The sequence below is a fragment of the Mycobacterium asiaticum DSM 44297 genome (genome assembly GCF_000613245.1).
GTDB lineage: Bacteria > Actinomycetota > Actinomycetes > Mycobacteriales > Mycobacteriaceae > Mycobacterium > Mycobacterium asiaticum.
Window position 1 is genome coordinate 547,896 of record NZ_HG964937.1, and the last position, 18,547, is coordinate 566,442.

At 67.2% G+C, this 18,547-nt stretch carries 16 protein-coding genes; 13 read left to right on the forward strand and 3 right to left on the reverse strand.

Annotated features, from left to right (window positions below; translation table 11 throughout):
• Nucleotides 1-67: 67 nt before the first annotated feature.
• The 10 genes from BN972_RS13070 to proB all read left to right on the forward strand — a co-directional run bounded on the left by BN972_RS13070 (nucleotide 68) and on the right by proB (nucleotide 12,389).
• Complete coding sequence (locus BN972_RS13070) at nucleotides 68-709, forward strand: LysM peptidoglycan-binding domain-containing protein (RefSeq protein ID WP_036358456.1); 642 nt, start codon at nucleotides 68-70, stop codon at nucleotides 707-709.
• 78 nt (nucleotides 710-787) lie between these two features.
• Nucleotides 788-3,439, forward strand: coding sequence for a valine--tRNA ligase (locus BN972_RS13075; RefSeq protein WP_036358458.1), 2,652 nt, complete (start codon nucleotides 788-790; stop codon nucleotides 3,437-3,439).
• A complete protein-coding gene (gene folC / locus BN972_RS13080; RefSeq protein WP_036358460.1) occupies nucleotides 3,436-4,890 on the forward strand; it encodes a bifunctional tetrahydrofolate synthase/dihydrofolate synthase in 1,455 nt (484 codons plus the stop codon). Before BN972_RS13075 ends, folC begins: the two co-directional genes overlap by 4 nt.
• Nucleotides 4,887-5,249, forward strand: a complete 363-nt coding sequence (locus tag BN972_RS13085) for a DUF4233 domain-containing protein (protein ID WP_036358464.1) — start codon at nucleotides 4,887-4,889, stop codon at nucleotides 5,247-5,249. Before folC ends, BN972_RS13085 begins: the two co-directional genes overlap by 4 nt.
• 86 nt (nucleotides 5,250-5,335) lie before the next feature.
• The gene (gene ndk / locus BN972_RS13090; RefSeq protein WP_036360764.1) at nucleotides 5,336-5,746 is read left to right on the forward strand and encodes a nucleoside-diphosphate kinase; all 411 of its coding nucleotides are present in this window, start codon (nucleotides 5,336-5,338) and stop codon (nucleotides 5,744-5,746) included.
• A 330-nt stretch (nucleotides 5,747-6,076) separates the two neighbouring features.
• Complete coding sequence (locus tag BN972_RS13095) at nucleotides 6,077-8,992, forward strand: Rne/Rng family ribonuclease (RefSeq protein ID WP_036358468.1); 2,916 nt, start codon at nucleotides 6,077-6,079, stop codon at nucleotides 8,990-8,992.
• Nucleotides 8,993-9,173: 181 nt separating this feature from the next.
• Nucleotides 9,174-9,485 (forward strand): 50S ribosomal protein L21, encoded by a 312-nt coding sequence (gene rplU, locus BN972_RS13100; protein ID WP_036360766.1) that lies wholly within the window; start codon nucleotides 9,174-9,176, stop codon nucleotides 9,483-9,485.
• 14 nt (nucleotides 9,486-9,499) lie between these two features.
• Nucleotides 9,500-9,766 (forward strand): 50S ribosomal protein L27, encoded by a 267-nt coding sequence (gene rpmA, locus BN972_RS13105; protein WP_036358471.1) that lies wholly within the window; start codon nucleotides 9,500-9,502, stop codon nucleotides 9,764-9,766.
• Between the two features lie 56 nt (nucleotides 9,767-9,822).
• Complete coding sequence (gene obgE, locus BN972_RS13110) at nucleotides 9,823-11,274, forward strand: GTPase ObgE (protein ID WP_036358473.1); 1,452 nt, start codon at nucleotides 9,823-9,825, stop codon at nucleotides 11,272-11,274.
• Nucleotides 11,274-12,389, forward strand: coding sequence for a glutamate 5-kinase (gene proB / locus BN972_RS13115; RefSeq protein ID WP_036360767.1), 1,116 nt, complete (start codon nucleotides 11,274-11,276; stop codon nucleotides 12,387-12,389). Before obgE ends, proB begins: the two co-directional genes overlap by 1 nt.
• Here the strand turns inward: proB and BN972_RS13120 are convergent.
• Nucleotides 12,386-13,033, reverse strand: coding sequence for a TetR/AcrR family transcriptional regulator (locus tag BN972_RS13120; RefSeq protein ID WP_036358475.1), 648 nt, complete (start codon nucleotides 13,031-13,033; stop codon nucleotides 12,386-12,388). The two genes, proB and BN972_RS13120, sit on opposite strands and share 4 nt — an antisense overlap.
• 125 nt (nucleotides 13,034-13,158) lie before the next feature.
• Here BN972_RS13120 and BN972_RS13125 point away from each other — a divergent pair, with 125 nt between their 5' ends.
• Both BN972_RS13125 and BN972_RS29540 read left to right on the forward strand, forming a co-directional pair.
• The gene (locus BN972_RS13125) at nucleotides 13,159-14,418 is read left to right on the forward strand and encodes a cytochrome P450 (RefSeq protein WP_036358476.1); all 1,260 of its coding nucleotides are present in this window, start codon (nucleotides 13,159-13,161) and stop codon (nucleotides 14,416-14,418) included.
• 215 nt (nucleotides 14,419-14,633) lie between these two features.
• Entirely contained in the window at nucleotides 14,634-14,798 is a 165-nt protein-coding gene (locus tag BN972_RS29540; RefSeq protein WP_155769168.1) for a hypothetical protein, read from the forward strand.
• Here BN972_RS29540 and BN972_RS13135 read toward each other — a convergent pair.
• Complete coding sequence (locus BN972_RS13135; RefSeq protein WP_036358482.1) at nucleotides 14,782-15,615, reverse strand: NAD-dependent protein deacetylase; 834 nt, start codon at nucleotides 15,613-15,615, stop codon at nucleotides 14,782-14,784. The genes BN972_RS29540 and BN972_RS13135 overlap by 17 nt on opposite strands.
• An 83-nt stretch (nucleotides 15,616-15,698) precedes the next feature.
• Here BN972_RS13135 and BN972_RS13140 point away from each other — a divergent pair, with 83 nt between their 5' ends.
• A complete protein-coding gene (locus BN972_RS13140) occupies nucleotides 15,699-17,747 on the forward strand; it encodes an NAD(+) synthase (protein ID WP_036358485.1) in 2,049 nt (682 codons plus the stop codon).
• 17 nt (nucleotides 17,748-17,764) lie between these two features.
• Here the strand turns inward: BN972_RS13140 and BN972_RS13145 are convergent.
• Nucleotides 17,765-18,547: HNH endonuclease signature motif containing protein (locus BN972_RS13145; protein WP_036360769.1), on the reverse strand; the 783-nt coding region annotated here is incomplete at its 5' end.

Sequence of the window (18,547 nt, forward strand, 5' to 3'; positions counted from 1 at the left end):
AGGATTAGTAGCCTCGCGTTCCGGGGTAGTACCAGAATTCGAAATCGACGCAACGAGAGGGAAAGTCATGGCAGACACGCTCCAAGAAGGTCAGAAGCTGGTACGTGGCGAGTCGCTGGTCTCCAACAACGGGGCCTACACGCTCACCCTCCAGGATGACGGGAACCTGGTGCTCGCTTCGCGCGGTAAGCCGCTGTGGGCCACCTCGACCAACGGTCAGGATGTGGTGCGCGCCGAGGTGCAACGCGACGGCAACTTCGTCCTTTACACGGCCGACAAACCCGTATGGCACACCGACACCAAGGGCAAGAAGCAGGTCAGACTCGTCCTGCAGGACGATCGCAATCTGGTGCTCTACGCCGCGGACGGACCGGCCTGGTCCACCAAGACCGAGACCGACGCACCGCCGCCACCCGAGCCGGTCGCCGAGCCCGCCGAGGAACTCGACGACAAGGGCATTTCCCAGGACGGACCGGCGCCCACCGACCAGGCGGTCGCCGAGCCCGTCGGGGAGGCGGCGCCCGAAGCTCCGCCGGCACCCGCGCCGGAGCCCGCCGCGCGCACCTACACCGTCGAGTCGGGCGACACCCTATGGGCCATTGCCGAGCGCTTCTACGGCGACGGAAGCAAGTACCAGCTCATCGCGGACGCCAGCGGCATCCCCAACCCCGACCTGATCTACCCGGGTCAAGTCGTCACAATTCCCTGACCCGGACAGCCTGAATCCGCTGACCTGCGGATTCAGGCCGTTACACGGGGCTCGGGCGACGGTTCCTAGAATTGACCGGTGACCGCCAGCCCCCGCCCCGCCAACGACCAGCTACCCAAGTCGTGGGATCCGGCCGCGATGGAGGATGCGATCTACCGGCGCTGGCTGGATGCCGGCTACTTCGCCGCGGATCCGAACAGCACCAAGCCCGCCTACTCGATCGTGCTGCCGCCGCCGAACGTGACCGGCAGCCTGCACATGGGTCACGCGCTCGAGCACACCATGATGGACGCGCTGACCCGCCGCAAGCGCATGCAGGGTTACGAGGTGCTGTGGCAGCCCGGCATGGACCACGCCGGCATCGCCACCCAGAGTGTGGTGGAAAAGCAGCTGGCCGTCGACGGCAAGACCAAAGAGGACTTTGGCCGTGAGCTGTTCGTCGACAAGGTATGGGACTGGAAGCGCGAGTCCGGCGGTGCCATCGGCGGCCAGATGCGCCGACTCGGCGACGGCGTGGACTGGAGCCGGGACCGGTTCACCATGGACGAGGGCCTGTCGCGCGCGGTGCGAACCATCTTCAAGCGGCTCTACGACGACGGGCTGATCTACCGGGCCGAGCGCCTGGTCAACTGGTCACCGGTGCTCGAGACGGCCATCTCCGACCTGGAGGTCAACTACCAGGACGTCGAAGGTGAACTGGTCTCGTTCCGCTACGGCTCGCTCGACGACGCCGAACCGCACATCGTCGTCGCGACCACTCGCGTCGAGACCATGCTCGGTGACACCGCCATCGCGGTGCACCCAGATGACGACCGCTACCGCCACCTGGTTGGGACCACCCTGGCGCACCCATTCGTGGCGCGCGAGCTGATCGTCGTCGCCGACGAACACGTGGATCCCGAATTCGGGACCGGCGCAGTCAAAGTCACGCCCGCCCACGACCCGAACGACTTCGAGATCGGGATGCGCCACCAGCTGCCGATGCCCTCGATCATGGATACCAAGGGCCGGATCGCCGACACCGGAACGCAATTCGACGGCATGGACCGCTTCGAGGCACGGGTGGCGGTGCGCGAGGCGCTGGCCGCCCAGGGCCGGGTGATCGAGGAGAAGCGGCCCTACCTGCACAGCGTCGGGCACTCCGAGCGCAGCGGTGAGCCGATCGAACCGCGATTGTCTTTGCAGTGGTGGGTGCGGGTGGAATCGATGGCCAAGGCCGCCGGGGACGCGGTTCGCAACGGCGACACGGTGATTCACCCGGCCAGCCTGGAGCCGCGGTGGTTCGGCTGGGTGGACGACATGCACGACTGGTGCATCTCGCGGCAGCTGTGGTGGGGTCATCGCATCCCGATCTGGTACGGGCCCGACGGCGAGCAGATCTGCGTCGGCCCCGACGAGACACCGCCGCAGGGCTGGGAGCAGGACCCCGACGTGCTGGACACGTGGTTCTCCTCGGCGCTGTGGCCGTTCTCCACGCTGGGCTGGCCGTCGCGTACGGCCGAGTTGGAGAAGTTCTATCCGACCAGCGTGCTGGTCACCGGTTACGACATCCTGTTCTTCTGGGTGGCCCGGATGATGATGTTCGGCACCTACGTCGGGGGCGACGACGCCATCACCCTCGAAGGTGGCCGGGGCCCGCAGGTGCCGTTCACCGACGTGTTCCTGCACGGCCTGATCCGCGATGAATTCGGCCGCAAGATGAGCAAATCCAAGGGCAACGTGATCGACCCGCTGGATTGGATGGACAAGTTCGGCGCCGACGCGTTGCGCTTCACCCTGGCCCGCGGTGCCAGCCCCGGCGGCGACCTGGCTATCGGCGAGGACGCCGTGCGGGCATCCCGCAACTTCGGCACAAAACTGTTCAATGCCACCCGGTACGCCCTGCTCAACGGAGCCGCACTGGCGCCGCACCCGCCGCAGGACGAGCTCACCGACGCCGACCGCTGGATCCTGGGCCGGCTGGAAGAGGTTCGGGCCGAGGTAGATTCGGCATTCGACAGCTACGAGTTCAGCCGGGCCTGTGAAGCTCTCTACCACTTCGCCTGGGACGAATTCTGCGACTGGTACGTGGAACTGGCCAAAACTCAATTGGGGCAAGGCCTCACACACACCACTGCCGTGCTGGCCGCCGGCCTCGACACGTTGCTGCGCCTGCTGCATCCGGTGATCCCGTTCATCACCGAGGCGTTGTGGCAGGCGTTGACGCACCAGGAGTCGTTGGTGATCGCCGATTGGCCGACGCCTTCGGGCTTCACGCTTGATCCGATTGCGGCACAGCGGATCACCGACATGCAGAAGCTGGTGACCGAGGTGCGGCGGTTCCGCAGCGATCAAGGCCTGGCCGATCGGCAGAAGGTGCCGGCCCGGTTGATCGGTGTCGAGGATGCCGATCTGAGCCAGCAGGTCCCCGCGGTGACGGCGCTGGCCTGGCTCACCGAGCCCACTGATGACTTCCGCGCCTCGGTGTCTCTGGAGGTGCGCCTCAGCGCGGCCACCGTCGTCGTCGAGCTAGACACCTCGGGCACCATCGACGTGGCCGCCGAGCGTCGTCGTCTCGAAAAGGACTTAGCCGCAGCGCAAAAGGAGCTGGCGTCGACCGCTGCCAAGCTCGGCAACGCGGAATTCCTGGCCAAGGCGCCGGAAGCGGTCGTGGGCAAGATCCGCGCAAGACAGCAGCTGGCACAGGAGGAAACCGAGCGGATCACGGCCAGGTTGGCTGCGCTGCAATGACTTCGGATACACCCGACTGGGAGTCGGGCACCCGGCTCGCGCCCACCCCGGATGAGATTGCCTCGCTGTTGCAGGTGGAGCACCTGCTGGATCAGCGCTGGCCGGAGACGCGCATCGAGCCAAGCCTGACCAGGATCAGCGCTTTGATGGACCTGCTCGGCTCCCCGCAACTGAGCTATCCGTCGATTCACGTCGCCGGCACCAACGGCAAGACGTCGGTGGTCCGGATGATCGACGCGCTGATCACCGCGTTCCAGCAGCGGACCGGTCGTACCACCAGTCCGCATCTGCAGTCGGCGGTGGAACGCATTTCGATCGACGGCAGGCCGATCACCCCTGCGCAGTACGTCGAGACCTACCGGGAAATCGAGCCGTACATCCAGATAATCGACCAGCAGTCGCAAGCGGCCGGCGGTCCGGCGATGAGCAAGTTCGAGGTGCTCACCGCGATGGCGTTCGCTGCCTTCGCGGACGCGCCGGTCGACGTCGCGGTGGTTGAGGTGGGCATGGGTGGCCGCTGGGACGCGACCAACGTGATCAATGCGCCGGTGGCCGTGGTCACCCCCATCAGCGTCGACCACGTCGATTACCTCGGGCCCGAGATCGCCAGCATTGCGGGGGAGAAGGCCGGGATCATCACCCGCGCCCCCGACGGTGCGCCGGACACCGTGGCCGTGATCGGACGCCAGACGCCCGAGGCGATGGAGGTGCTGCTCGCCCAGACGGTGCAGGCCGACGCCGCCGTCGCCCGCGAGGACTCGGAGTTCGCGGTGCTGGAGCGCCAGGTCGCCATCGGCGGGCAAATGCTGCAGCTGCAGGGCCTCGGTGGGGTGTACTCGGACATCTATCTGCCGCTGCACGGCGAGCACCAGGCGCACAACGCGGCCGTCGCCCTGGCCGCGGTGGAGGCCTTCTTCGGCGCGGGCGCCCAGCGGCAGCTCGATGTCGACCTGGTCCGAGCCGGTTTTGCCGCCGTGACCAGCCCCGGCCGGCTGGAGCGCATGCGCAGCGCGCCGACAGTGTTCATCGATGCGGCGCACAATCCGGCCGGAGCGGCCGCGCTCGCGCAGACGCTGGCCGACGAGTTCGATTTCCGCACGCTGGTCGGGGTGATCAGCGTGCTCTCCGATAAGGACGTGGAGGGCATCCTCGCCGCCCTGGAGCCGGTGTTCGACAACGTCGTGGTGACCCACAACGGGTCACCCCGCGCGCTTGATGTGGAGTCGCTGGCATTGGTGGCACAGCAGCGGTTCGGGCCTGACCGGGTGGTCACCGCGGAAAATCTGCGGGACGCGATCGACGCCGCGACTGCCCTGGTCGACGAGGCCGGTTTAGAAACAGGCTTTGCGGCAGAGGCGGACGGTGCACTGTCCGGGGCGGGCATCGTCATCACCGGGTCGGTGGTCACCGCCGGTGCCGCCCGAACCCTGTTCGGTCGTGATCCCGAATGACCGATCAACCGCCCGCTGACCCGTGGAAGAGCTTCGCGGGGGTGATGGCGGGGACGCTCATCCTCGAGATGATCGTGGTGCTGCTGGCCATCCCGGTGGTGGGTGCCGTCGGCGGCGGACTGAACGCCGGGTCGCTGGGCTTCCTGATCGGGATGGCCGTGCTGCTGGTGGGGCTGGCCGGCCTGCAGCGCAGGCCGTGGGCGATCTGGGCGAATGTCGCTGTGCAGTTCGTGCTGGTAGCCGGGTTTCTGGTGGACCCCGCTGTCGGCTTCATCGGTGTGCTGTTCACCGCGGTGTGGGCGCTGATCGCCTACCTGCGCGCCGAGGTGCGGCGCCGGCAGCAACCGCCGCAGGCTTGAACCTGCGCTCAGCGCGCCGACCCGCGCCCAGGGAATGGGTCACGGCGACTTGGTGACGGTGACAGCGGACCTTTACTGTGTGCACCGTGACTGAACGGACCCTCGTATTGATCAAGCCCGACGGCGTAGAGCGCCAGTTGATTGGCGAGATACTCGGCCGCATCGAGCGCAAGGGCCTCACCATCGCGGCACTGGAGCTCAGGACCGTGGGCGAGGACCTGGCCCGTCGTCATTACGCCGAACACGACGGCAAGCCGTTCTTCGGGTCGTTGCTGGAGTTCATTACCTCCGGGCCGGTGGTGGCGGCCGTGGTCTCCGGACCGCGCGCGATCGCCGCATTCCGTCAGCTCGCCGGCGGCACCGACCCGGTGGACAAGGCCACCCCGGGCACCATCCGCGGGGATTTCGGCCTGGAAACGCAGTTCAACCTGGTGCACGGCTCGGATTCGTCGGAATCGGCACAGCGCGAAATCGAGCTCTGGTTCCCCGGCATCTGACGCCGTTCCCGACACTGTTTCGGGTGCTTCAATAGGCGCCCACGTCAGGGGCGCGTGAGCTCGTTGCGCGATGTGGGATACTGACTCCGGGTGAACGTCGTCGTACCGGCGTCGGACACCCGAATGAAGACTTTGACAAGCGCGACCATCGCCAGTCCGCGGTGCGGCGCAGCATGTGGAGCCGTCATTCAGCACGGCGCCGAGTGGGCTCCTAGTGGGCCGCTCGGGGCGAGACCATCACAAGTCCGGGGGAAGTAACCCGGACTCATAGCGCAGCCCTCGCGTGGCCGCGTCGATAGGACGACGCGCCCGGGGGCTTGAGGAGAATACGTGGTAGACGGTGCCCCATCTTCCGACCCAGCAAACGAGCCGACACAGCGTGAGGACCTGCCTGAACGCCTGAGAGTCCATTCGCTCGCCCGAACTCTGGGAACCACCAGCAGGCGGGTACTCGATGCGCTGGCCGCCCTCGACGGCCGGATCCGCAGCGCGCATTCCAGCGTCGATCACGTCGATGCGGTCCGCGTGCGCGACCTGCTGGCCGCCCAGCCGGACGCGCCGGCGGATACCGCAGCAACGGAGCCAGAGGCCGCCGAACCCGAGTCCCGGCTGATGCTGGAACCACCACCCGTCGAACGCCCGCACTACATGCCGCTGTTCGTCGCTCCACAGCCGTTCCGTGAACCGGTCCAGGCTCAGGACGACGATGACGACGATTCCGTCGACGACTCCGATGACCAGGACGGTTCCGGGGCTGAGGACGACGACGAAGAGCAGGCGGACCGACCGGCCAACAAGCGGCGGCGCCGGGGACGCCGGGGACGCGGACGCGGACGTGGTGAACAGAACGGCGCCGACGGTGACAGCCCGAATCAATCGGGGACCGACACAGAGACCAGTGCCGGCGACGAAACCGACTCCGAGACGCGCGTCGGCGACGACACCGACTCCGACGACGAAAACGAGAACGGCGAGGACGAGAACGGTTCGGCCGAGGGCGCCAGCCGCCGCCGTCGCCGCCGCAGACGGCGCAAGTCCGGAAACGGTGATGACGGTGACGACGGTCCCGCCCCCGACGACCCGCCCAACACCGTGGTGCACGAACGTGCGCCGCGCAGTGGTGGCAAGCAGGATGGGGGATCCGACTCCGGCTCCGGGGAGATCAAGGGCATCGACGGATCGACGCGGCTGGAAGCCAAGCGCCAGCGTCGCCGGGACGGTCGCGACGCAGGCCGTCGCCGCCCGCCGGTACTGACCGAGGCGGAGTTCCTGGCCCGGCGCGAAGCCGTGGAGCGGGTGATGGTGGTGCGCGACCGTGTCCGCACCGAGCCGCCGCACCCGGGCACGCGCTACACCCAGATCGCGGTGCTCGAAGACGGCATCGTGGTGGAGCATTTTGTGACCTCGGCTGCTTCTGCCTCGCTGGTGGGCAACATCTACCTCGGCATCGTGCAGAACGTGCTGCCGTCGATGGAGGCGGCCTTCGTCGACATCGGGCGAGGCCGCAACGGCGTGCTGTACGCCGGTGAGGTCAACTGGGAGGCAGCGGGGCTGGGCGGCGCGGATCGCAAGATCGAGCAGGCCCTCAAACCCGGCGACTACGTGGTGGTGCAGGTCAGCAAGGACCCGGTCGGACACAAGGGCGCCCGGCTGACCACCCAGGTGTCGCTGGCCGGGCGCTACCTGGTCTACGTGCCCGGGGCGTCGTCGACCGGCATCAGCCGAAAGCTGCCCGACACCGAACGCCAGCGGCTCAAGGAGATCCTGCGCGAGGTGGTGCCGTCCGACGCCGGCGTCATCATCCGCACCGCCTCGGAGGGCGTGAAAGAGGAGGACATCCGCGGCGACGTCACCCGGCTGCAGGAGCGCTGGAGTCAGATTGAGACGAAGGCAGCGGAGACCAAGAAGAAGGCCGCCGGTGCCGCGGTCGCGCTCTATGAAGAGCCCGACGTGCTGGTCAAGGTCATCCGCGACCTGTTCAACGAGGACTTCTCCGGGCTGATCGTCTCCGGTGACGAGGCCTGGACGACGATCAATGAATACGTGAATTCCGTTGCCCCCGACCTTGTTTCAAAGTTGACCAAGTACGAGGCCCCGGCGGGACCGGACGGCCAGGCCGGCCCGGACGTCTTCACTGTTCACCGCATCGACGAGCAACTGGCCAAGGCCATGGACCGCAAGGTGTGGCTGCCATCCGGTGGCACCTTGGTGATCGACCGGACCGAGGCGATGACGGTCGTCGACGTCAACACCGGCAAGTTCACCGGGTCCGGCGGCAACCTGGAGCAGACCGTCACCAAGAACAACCTCGAGGCGGCCGAGGAGATCGTGCGCCAGCTACGGCTCCGCGATATCGGCGGGATCGTGGTCATCGACTTCATCGACATGGTGCTCGAGTCGAACCGCGACCTGGTGTTGCGCCGGCTGACCGAAGCGCTGGCCCGCGACCGCACCCGCCACCAGGTGTCCGAGGTGACATCGCTGGGTCTGGTGCAGTTGACCCGTAAGAGGTTGGGCACGGGACTGATCGAGGCGTTCTCGAGTTCGTGTCCGCACTGCGCCGGCCGCGGCATCGTGCTGCACGCCGACCCGGTCGACTCGGCGCAAAGCACCACCCGCAAGACCGAGTCCGGCGGGCGGCGCAGCCGCCGGTCGAAGAAAGCCCGATCCGAGGACGCCGCTGACAAGAGCGTGGTGGCCAAGGTCCCGGCGCACGCCCCCGGTGAGCACCCGATGTTCAAGGCGATGGCGGCGGGTGCCTCCGCACGTGACGACGACGACACCGACGAGCGCGGTGACGACGCGACCGAGATCGACGAGCAGACCGCGAACGTCAGCCCCGAGCCGGCTGACGAGATCGATGACAGCCAAGACGCCCAAGACACCGACGACGCCGAGGACTTCGACGACACCGACGAAGACAGCGACGAGGACGACGAGGACACGGACGAGGACGAACTCGACGACGACGAGGAAGACCTCGACGACGAGGACGTCGACGAGCTGGACGACGAAGACCTCGATGACGACGACGATGACGACGACGAGGACGAGGACGACTCCGAAATCGCGGACCCTGATGAGGACGTCGACGAATCTGACGACTCCGACGCCGAAGACGAAGACCCCGACGACGAAGACGAGGACTCCGATGAGGACAAAGGCGCTGTCGCCGTGGCGCCCGCTCGTCCCCGCCGGCGGCGCGCGGCCGGCCGGCCGGCCGGGCCACCGATCCACACGGACTGACCATCCACGGGCCGGTTTGACCCTGTAGCCGCTGGTCACGTACCCTTGGACAGTTGTCGTCAAGCCCTTCGCTCGGCGGATGGATGTGTTCGACGACAGCGGGACTGAACCCGCACCCCAGACCACCACGCGCACCGTCGCTGACACGCGCGCGACGCAGGCAGAAGAGGCAGGAGCACCGATGGCGACCTACGCAATCGTCAAGACCGGCGGCAAGCAGTACAAGGTTGCCGTCGGCGACGTCGTCAAGGTCGAGAAGCTCGAGTCCGAGCCGGGCGCGAACGTATCGCTGCCGGTCGCCCTGGTCGTCGACGGTGCCAATGTCACCACCGACGCGGACGCGCTGGCCAAGGTCGCGGTCACCGGCGAGGTGCTCGAGCACACCAAGGGCCCCAAGATCCGCATCCACAAGTTCAAGAACAAGACCGGCTACCACAAGCGGCAGGGACACCGTCAGCAGCTGACGGTCCTCAAGGTCACCGGAATCAAGTAGTAGAGGCGACAGACATGGCACACAAGAAGGGCGCTTCCAGCTCCCGCAACGGTCGTGATTCCGCCGCTCAGCGGCTGGGCGTCAAGCGATTCGGCGGCCAGGTCGTCAAGGCCGGCGAGATCCTGGTCCGCCAGCGCGGCACCAAGTTCCACCCGGGCGTCAACGTCGGCCGCGGTGGCGACGACACGTTGTTCGCCAAGGAAGCCGGCGCGGTCCAGTTCGGCGTGAAGCACGGTCGCAAGACCGTCAACATCGTCACAGCCGGGCAGAGCGCCGACTGAGCGCAGCGCGGGTGTGTTCGGAGACCACACCCGTTGGCTGATTGAGGGGAAGCCCGATGCCTCGATTTGTCGATCGGGTCGTCATTCACGCACGCGCGGGTTCCGGCGGTAACGGCTGCGCGTCCGTGCACCGTGAGAAATTCAAGCCGCTCGGTGGACCCGACGGCGGCAACGGCGGCCGTGGCGGCAGCATCATCTTCGTCGTCGACCCGCAGGTGCACACCCTGCTCGACTTTCACTTTCGTCCCCACGTGACCGCTGCGTCCGGGAAACAGGGGATGGGGAACAACCGTGACGGCGCCGCCGGGGCGGATCTGGAAGTCAAGGTGCCCGACGGCACGGTCGTGCTCGACGAGAACGGCCGAATGCTGGCCGACCTGGTCGGCATCGGCACCCGTTTCGAGGCCGCCGCGGGAGGACGGGGCGGTCTGGGCAACGCCGCGCTCGCCTCGCGCGCCCGCAAGGCCCCCGGCTTCGCCCTGCTCGGCGAGCCGGGCCAGGCCCGCGACCTCACCCTGGAGCTCAAGACCGTCGCCGACGTGGGCCTCGTCGGGTTCCCCTCGGCCGGCAAGTCGTCCCTGGTGTCGGTCATCTCGGCGGCCAAGCCCAAGATCGCGGACTACCCGTTCACCACATTGGTGCCCAACCTGGGCGTGGTGTCGGCGGGCGAGAACGCGTTCACCGTCGCCGACGTGCCCGGCCTGATCCCCGGAGCATCCGAGGGACGCGGCCTGGGACTTGACTTCCTGCGGCACATCGAGCGGTGCGCGGTGCTGGTGCACGTGGTGGACTGCGCCACCGCGGAACCCGGCCGCGACCCGATCTCGGACATCGACGCGCTGGAAGCCGAACTCGCGGCCTACACCCCGACCCTGCAGGGCGATGCCGCGCTGGAAGACCTCGCCGAACGGCCACGGGCGGTGGTGCTCAACAAGATCGACGTGCCCGAGGCCCGAGAGCTGGCCGAGTTCGTCCGCGACGAGATCGCCGAGCGCGGTTGGCCGGTGTATCTGGTGTCAACGGTCACCCGGGAAGGATTGCAGCCGTTGATTTTCGGGCTCTGGCAGATGGTCTCGGACTACAACGCCGCCCGCCCGGTTGTGGTGCCCCGCCGCCCGGTGATCCGCCCGGTGCCCGTCGACGACAGCGGCTTCAACGTGCGGCCCGACGGCGAGGGCGGGTTTGTGGTGAGCGGTGCGCGTCCCGAACGCTGGATCGGGCAGACGGATTTCGACAACGACGAAGCCGTCGGCTATCTCGCTGACCGGCTGGCCCGCCTGGGTGTCGAGGATGAACTGCTCCGGCTCGGCGCCCGCCCCGGCTGCGCGGTGACGATCGGTGAGATGACATTCGACTGGGAGCCGCAAACCCCTGCGGGAGGCCAGGTTCCGCTGACCGGCCGGGGCACCGACGTGCGGCTGGAACGCAACGATCGGGTGGGCGCCGCGGAGCGCAAGGCCGCCCGTCGACGCCGCCGCGAACCCGGCCCGTCATCGGGTGGCGGGTGATGACCAGTCCGCATCGGCAGGCCATCCGGACGGCGCGCAGGGTCGTGGTCAAAGTGGGTACCACCGCGCTGACCACCGAGGCCGGCATGTTCGACGCGAGCCGACTGGCCGAGCTCGTCGAGGCCATCGAGGCGCGAATGAAGGCCGGTTCCGATGTCGTGATCGTCTCCTCGGGTGCTATCGCCGCTGGCTTGGAGCCGCTCGGATTGCCCCGCCGCCCAAAGGATTTGGCGACCAAGCAGGCTGCGGCCAGCGTCGGGCAGGTGGCGCTGGTCAACTCGTGGAGCGCCGCCTTCGGCCGCTACGGGCGCACCGTGGGCCAGGTGCTGCTGACCGCGCACGACATTTCAATGCGGGTCCAGCACACCAACGCCCAGCGCACCCTGGACCGACTGCGGGCCCTGCACGCGGTGGCGATCGTCAACGAGAACGACACCGTGGCCACCAACGAGATCCGATTTGGTGACAACGACCGACTTTCGGCACTGGTGGCCCACCTGGTCGGAGCGGACGCCTTGGTGCTGCTGTCCGATATCGACGGCCTCTATGAGTCGGACCCGCGGAAATACCCGGGCGCGAGGTTCATTCCCGAAGTGACGGGCCCGGCCGATCTGGCCGGCGTCGTCGCGGGCCAGAGCAGCCACCTAGGCACGGGAGGGATGGCATCCAAGATGTCCTCGGCCCTGTTGGCCGCGGACGCCGGGGTGCCCGTGTTGCTCGCCCCGGCGACGGCCGCCGCCGCCGCACTCACAGACGCTTCGGTGGGCACGGTGTTCGCCCCGCGCGCCGAGCGCATGTCGGCGCGCCGGTTCTGGGTGCGATACGCCGCTGAATCCACCGGTGCCCTGACCCTGGACGAAGGCGCCGTGCGTGCCGTGGTCGGGCAACGTCGATCGCTGTTGCCGGCGGGCATTACCGCGGTGTCGGGCAGGTTCTACGGCGGCGACGTCGTCGAAATCTGTGCGCCCGATGCCGCCGTGGTGGCGCGCGGAGTGGTCGCATACGACGCGGCCGAGCTGGCCGCGATGGTGGGTCGGTCTACCTCGGATCTACCCGCCGAGTTCCGTCGGCCCGCCGTGCACGCCGACGACCTGGTCGCGGTGACGCCGGCCTAGCTGTGGGCGGGCTTCAGATATAGCGCGCCCCAGACGATTTCGGCCAGCGTGGCGGCCAGCAATTCGTCGTACTCGGGGTCGGCATCGTTCGGGTGTGTCGGCAGGTTCTGTTGGCAGGCTCGCTCGACCATCCAGGTCAGCGCGCTGGCGGTGATGTCTGCCGGCAGCTCCCGCCGGATCAGGCCGTCGGCCTGGCCATCCACGATCACCCGGGTGAGTCGCCGGGAGATCGCGGTCAGGATTTCTCGATAGGTTGCCGCCGTCGTCGGATCGTAGGCCGCCATCTCATTGAGTGCGGTCAGCACCGGTTCGTGACGCCGGTAGCTCGTGACGATCCCGGCCATCGCCGCCTGCACGTCCGCGGGATCATGGCGGCCGGCCACGCCCCACCAGCGCTCGCCGTCGTCGGCGAGGTCGGTGAAGACCTGGACGGCCAGGCAGCGCAGCAGGTGGCCCTTGTCCTCGAAGTAGATGTAGAAGGTGGCGCGGGAAATGCCCGCCGCGGTGGCCAGCCGATCCACGCTGAGCTCGGTAAAGCTGGCGCCGTCACGCATCAATCGCTCGGTGGCGTCGAGCAGCCGGCGTTCCATGTCTTGGCGCCGCTCCTGGCGCTTGGCCTGCGGACTGCGGGTCACGGATGGCATCGCACCTCCCTGTTTGCTGCAGCATAACCCGACACCGGACGTCTTGACTAGACATAGTGTCTAGACATATGGTCGTCGTGCTACGCGTGACCGGCGTCATAGTCGGTCCGAGGAGGGGATCGCCAATGACAGCGACGCTGACCAATACCCGCCCCTACGATGCCGTCGACGTGTCCTCGCGGGCGTTCTGGTCCACCACCGCCGCGGAGCGGGAGCGCTCATTCGCCGTACTACGGGCCGAACGCCCGGTGAGCTGGCAACGGCCGGTCGAGGATGACCTGCTACAAGATCCCAACGATCCGGGCTACTGGGCGGTCACCCGCCGGGCCGACATCGTCGCGGTCAGCCGCAACAGCGAGGTGTTCCTGTCCGGCAAGGGGGTGATGTTCGCGAACGTCCCCGAGGAACTGCTCGAAGCATCGCAGTCCTTCCTGGCCATGGACCCGCCACGGCACACCAAGCTGCGCAAGCTCGCGCACGCCGCATTCACCCCCCGGCAGGTCCGGCGCATCGAAGAATCGATCAACGCCAACGCCAAGGCCATCGTCGAGGAGCTGCGGGCCGCCGGCAGCGGCGCCGACTTCGTCGAACACTGCGCCAAAGAACTGCCGATCCGGACGCTTTCGGACATGGTCGGGATACCCGAATCCCGGCGGCAACAGGTGGCGCACGCGGCCGACGCGTTGGTGTCGTGGGCCGATCCCGTCTTCCTCAACGGGCGTAACCGCCTGGAGGTGCTGTTCGAGAACCAGGGCTACCTGCACCAGGTAGCCGGCGAGCTGGCCGCAGAGCGTCGCGAAAACCCGGGTGATGACCTGTTCAGCAGCCTGGTCACCGCGGAAGTCGACGGAGACCGGCTGACCGATGCCGAGGTGGCCGCCTTCTTCGTGCTGCTCTCCGTCGCCGGCAACGACACCACCCGGCAGACCATCAGCCACGCGCTGAAGGCCCTTACCGACTTCCCCGCCGAACGGGCCTGGCTGACGGCAGCCTTCGAGGAACGCATCGGCACGTCGGTGGAGGAGTTCATTCGCTGGGCGACCCCTGTTATGACATTTCGCCGCACCGCCGCAACGGATTTCGAGCTCGGCGGACAGCACATCCGCGCGGGGGAGAAGGTCGTCATGTTCTACGCCTCGGGCAATTGGGACACCGAGGCCTTCGACCATCCGGAGCGGTTCGACCTGAGCCGCAGCCCCAACCCGCACGTCGGCTTCGGTGGCGGCGGGCTGCATTTCTGCCTGGGCGCCCATGTGGCTCGGGCCCAGCTGCGAGCCATCTTCGGCGAGTTGCTCCGTCAGCTGCCGGACATTCAGGCGGGCGAACCGGCGTACCTCGCGGGCAATTTCGTGCATGCGATCCGGGCCATGCCCTGCACTTTTTGATGAACTCGCGCTAGGGGAGTACGGTCGCGCAGGTTCGTGGTGCTGTGCTCTTGCTCGTTCCCAGTGACCAAATTGTGTCGTCACTGGTATCGCTGATGTGTTCCAAGAATTCTTAGAGTTTTTGTACAGCCGCCTTCGACATGCTTTTTCGCATCAAGAGACGGCCGCCATGCCGGTCGCAACGAGGCGAAACATGGGAGTTCATCATGTGGGCATTGACAACATCGCACGGCCGTCGGGTCGACGGGATTTCCAGCGAGCAGGACGCTCGGCTCGCGGTACAACTGCTCGGTAGCTCCCGGGTCATCGGCCCCTACTCCTGGCAGGTGGTCGACAACCGGGGACAACAGTTCGTCGCCGAGGTCAGAAAGACGCGCTGATCACGAGTTCGTCGGCCAACAGTGCCAACAACTCCGAACAGCCACCGTCCACCTTGACCGCGGCCAGGTCGTCACCGCGGGTGCGGCCGCGGTTGATGATCGCGACGGGAATGCCGGCCGCGGCCGCGTGGCGCACAAATCGATAGCCGGAAAACACCGTCAACGACGACCCGGCCACCAGCAGTGCTTCGGCCGCGTCCACCAATGAATATGCCTGTGCTACGCGCTCTTTGGGGACATTCTCGCCGAAATAGACGATGTCGGGCTTGAGCATGCCGGCGCAGCGCGGGCAATCCAGGTAGCGGAACGACGTGGTGTCGGCGACGACGGCGTCGGCGTCCGGGGCCACCGCCAGCCCGCCGACGGCTTCGGAACGCTCGATGAAGCCGGGATTGAGCGCTTCCAGTTGCTCGGCCAGCGTGGCCCGGCTCATCGTGAAGCCGCAACTCAAACACACCACCTGCGCGTAGGTGCCGTGCAGATTGACGACGTTGCGGCTGCCCGCTTTGGTGTGCAACAGGTCCACGTTCTGGGTGATGACACCGGTCACCACGCCCGACCGTTCCAACGCGGCCAGCGCCCGGTGTCCGGCATTGGGCGCAGTGTCGTCCATGTGCCGCCAGCCAACATGGTTGCGCGCCCAGTACCGCTGCCGGAACACCGGGTCGGAGGTGAACTGCCGGATGGTCATGGGATTGCTGGGCGGCGAGTCAGGCCCGCGGTAATCGGGTATGCCGGAATCCGTGGACAGTCCCGCGCCAGTCAGCACCGCAACCCGACGACCGGACAGCAGCGCGACGAGCTCGGGAGATTCCACTCAACCGAGACTAAGCATTCATTGACACCCCGTCATCTGACGCCAACTTCGGGGATGCGACAGTAACGCGAGAATGGAGGGTAATGAGCTTCTACTCCGCATACCGGCACGGGTTCGTCCGCGTGGCTGCGTGCACGCACCACACCGCGATGGCCGACCCGCCGGCCAATGCCGCAGCCGTCCTCGGCTTGGCGCGCCAGTGTCATGACGACGGCGTTGCGCTGGCGGTATTTCCCGAACTGACATTGTCCGGTTACTCGATCGAGGACATCCTGCTGCAGGATTCCCTCCTGGATTCGGTCGAGGAGGCGCTGGGCGAGATTGTTGCCGCGTCCGCCGACCTGCTGCCGGTGCTGGTTGTGGGCGCCCCGCTGCGGCATCTGCATCGCATCTACAACACCGCGGTGGTCATCCACCGCGGCGAGGTGTTGGGCGTCGTCCCCAAGTCGTATCTGCCCAACTACCGGGAGTTCTACGAACGCCGCCAGATCGCGCCCGGCAACGGTGAGGGCGGCGTGATCCGCATCGGTCGCCTCGACGTGGAGGTTCCGTTCGGTTCGGATCTGTTGTTCGCCGCCTCCGACCTGCCGGACTTCGTGCTGCACGTCGAAATCTGCGAGGACATGTTCGTGCCGGTACCGCCCAGTGCCTCGGCGGCGCTGGCCGGAGCGACCGTGCTGGCCAATTTGTCGGGTAGCCCGATCACCATCGGCCGGGCCGAGGACCGGTGCCTGCTGGCGCGTTCCGCGTCGGCACGGTGTTTGGCCGCATACGTGTATGCCGCCGCCGGGCCGGGCGAGTCGACGACCGACCTGGCTTGGGACGGCCAGACCATGATTTGGGAGAACGGCAATCAACTGGCGTGCTCCGAGCGGTTCCCCACGGAGGAGCAACGGTCGGTCGCCGACGTCGACACCGGGCTGCTGCGCTCCGAGCGATTGCGGATGGGCACCTTCGACGACAATCGTCGCCACCATCGGGCGGTCGCTGACTCCTTCCGGCGCATCGAGTTTCGCGTCGATCCGCCGGACGGCGACATCGGCCTGCTGCGCAACATCGAGCGCTTCCCGTTCGTCCCGGCGAATCGCGAACGGCTGGAACAGGATTGCTACGAGGCCTACAACATTCAGGTCGCTGGGCTCGAGCAACGGCTGCGGGCGCTGGATTACCCGAAGGTGATCATCGGCGTGTCAGGCGGGCTGGATTCCACGCACGCGCTGATCGTCGCGGCGAAGGCAATGGATCGGGAAGGCCGCCCGCGCAGCGACATCCTGGGCTTTACCCTGCCGGGCTTCGCCACCGGAGAGCACACCAAGAACAACGCGATCAAACTTGGTGAGGCGCTGGGCATCACCTTCGAGGAAATCGATATCCGCGAGACCGCCAAGCGGATGTTCGAGGAGATCGGGCACCCGTTCGCGCGCGGCGAGAAGGTCTACGACGTCACCTTCGAGAACGTACAGGCCGGGTTGCGCACCGACTACCTGTTCCGGCTGGCGAACCAGCGCGGCGGCATCGTGCTTGGGACCGGGGATCTTTCGGAGCTCGCACTGGGCTGGTCCACCTACGGTGTGGGCGACCAGATGTCGCACTACAACGTCAATGGCGGTGTGCCCAAGACGCTGATTCAGCACCTGATCCGCTGGGTCATCTCGTCGGAGCAATTCGAGAAGGAAGTGACCGACGTACTGCAGTCGGTCGTCGACACCGAGATCACCCCCGAACTGGTTCCGGCCGGCGAGGAGGAGGAACTGCAGAGCAGCGAGGCGAAGGTCGGACCCTATGCGCTGCAGGACTTCTCGCTATTCCAGGTGCTGCGCTACGGGTTCCCGCCATCGAAGATCGCGTTCCTGGCATGGCACGCGTGGAGCGACCCCGAGCGCGGCGGTTGGCCACCCGGCTTCCCGGAGGACAACCGACCGAGTTATTCGCTGAGCGATATACGCCACTGGCTGCAGGTGTTCGTCAAGAGGTTCTATTCGTTCAGCCAGTTCAAGCGCTCGGCGTTGCCCAACGGCCCCAAGGTGTCCTTTGGGGGCTCGTTGTCGCCGCGCGGGGATTGGCGTGCGCCGTCGGATATGTCCGCGAAGATCTGGCTCGACGAGATCGAGCGCGAGATCCCCGAGGACTGACGCCAAGTTCCCCGACGTCAAGCCGGTTCGTCATCGTCATCCGCAAAGAGTTTTTCCGGGTGGTGGAAGGTGTTGACTCGTGGTTGGCCGTGGTCGAGGTGGGCGGGTGGGAGCCATTCGGTTTGGCCGCGGGCGTTTTTGCGGGTGGTCCAGCCCTTTTCGGCCAGTCTGTTGTCAGGTCCGCAAGCCAGGGTGAGGTCGGTGATGTCGGTGCGCCCGGTGCTGGCCCAGCCGGTGACGTGGTGGACCTCGGTGTGGTAGGCGGGTTGGTCGCAGCCGGGGCGGGTGCAACCCCCCTCGAGGGCGTGCAGCATGAGCCGCTGCGCCGGGTTGGCGAATCGCTTGGCGTGGTACAGCGCTAGGGGTTTGGCGTGGTCGAAGATCGCCAGATAGTGATGGGCGCCCTGGGCGGCCATGCGGATCAGATCGGCCATCGGCAGCAGGGAGCCCCCGCTGGTGCGGGCCGTGCCGGTGCCGGCCTCGAGGTCCTTGAGCGTGGTGGTCACAATCATCGTGACCGGCAGGCCGCGGTGTGAGCCGAGCTGCTCGGAGGCGAACAAGGCCCGGATCGCGGTGATCAGGGCGTCGTGATTGCGCTGGCCGCTGCTGCGGGTATCGGAGCGCGCGGTGCTGTCGGCCTCGGGGTGGGTGGGGTCGGGGGTGCCGGGGGCGGCCAGGGCGGCGAGCAGGGCTTCGAACAGCGCCCGTAGTTCGGGGGTGATCACACCGCTGATCCGGCTCATCCCGTCGTAGTCCTGGTTGCCCAGCACGAAGCCGCGTTTGCGGGCGCGGTCCTCATC

Bases quoted from the DNA above. Each gene is read 5' to 3' on its own strand.
- folC (WP_036358460.1), top strand. From the start codon at position 3,436: ATGACTTCGGATACACCCGACTGGGAGTCGGGCACCCGGCTCGCGCCC.
- BN972_RS13085 (WP_036358464.1), top strand. From the start codon at position 4,887: ATGACCGATCAACCGCCCGCTGACCCGTGGAAGAGCTTCGCGGGGGTG.
- BN972_RS13120 (WP_036358475.1), bottom strand. From the start codon at position 13,033: ATGCCATCCGTGACCCGCAGTCCGCAGGCCAAGCGCCAGGAGCGGCGC.
- rpmA (WP_036358471.1), top strand. From the start codon at position 9,500: ATGGCACACAAGAAGGGCGCTTCCAGCTCCCGCAACGGTCGTGATTCC.
- obgE (WP_036358473.1), top strand. From the start codon at position 9,823: ATGCCTCGATTTGTCGATCGGGTCGTCATTCACGCACGCGCGGGTTCC.
- BN972_RS13070 (WP_036358456.1), top strand. From the start codon at position 68: ATGGCAGACACGCTCCAAGAAGGTCAGAAGCTGGTACGTGGCGAGTCG.
- BN972_RS13140 (WP_036358485.1), top strand. From the start codon at position 15,699: ATGAGCTTCTACTCCGCATACCGGCACGGGTTCGTCCGCGTGGCTGCG.
- BN972_RS13125 (WP_036358476.1), top strand. From the start codon at position 13,159: ATGACAGCGACGCTGACCAATACCCGCCCCTACGATGCCGTCGACGTG.
- rplU (WP_036360766.1), top strand. From the start codon at position 9,174: ATGGCGACCTACGCAATCGTCAAGACCGGCGGCAAGCAGTACAAGGTT.
- proB (WP_036360767.1), top strand. From the start codon at position 11,274: ATGACCAGTCCGCATCGGCAGGCCATCCGGACGGCGCGCAGGGTCGTG.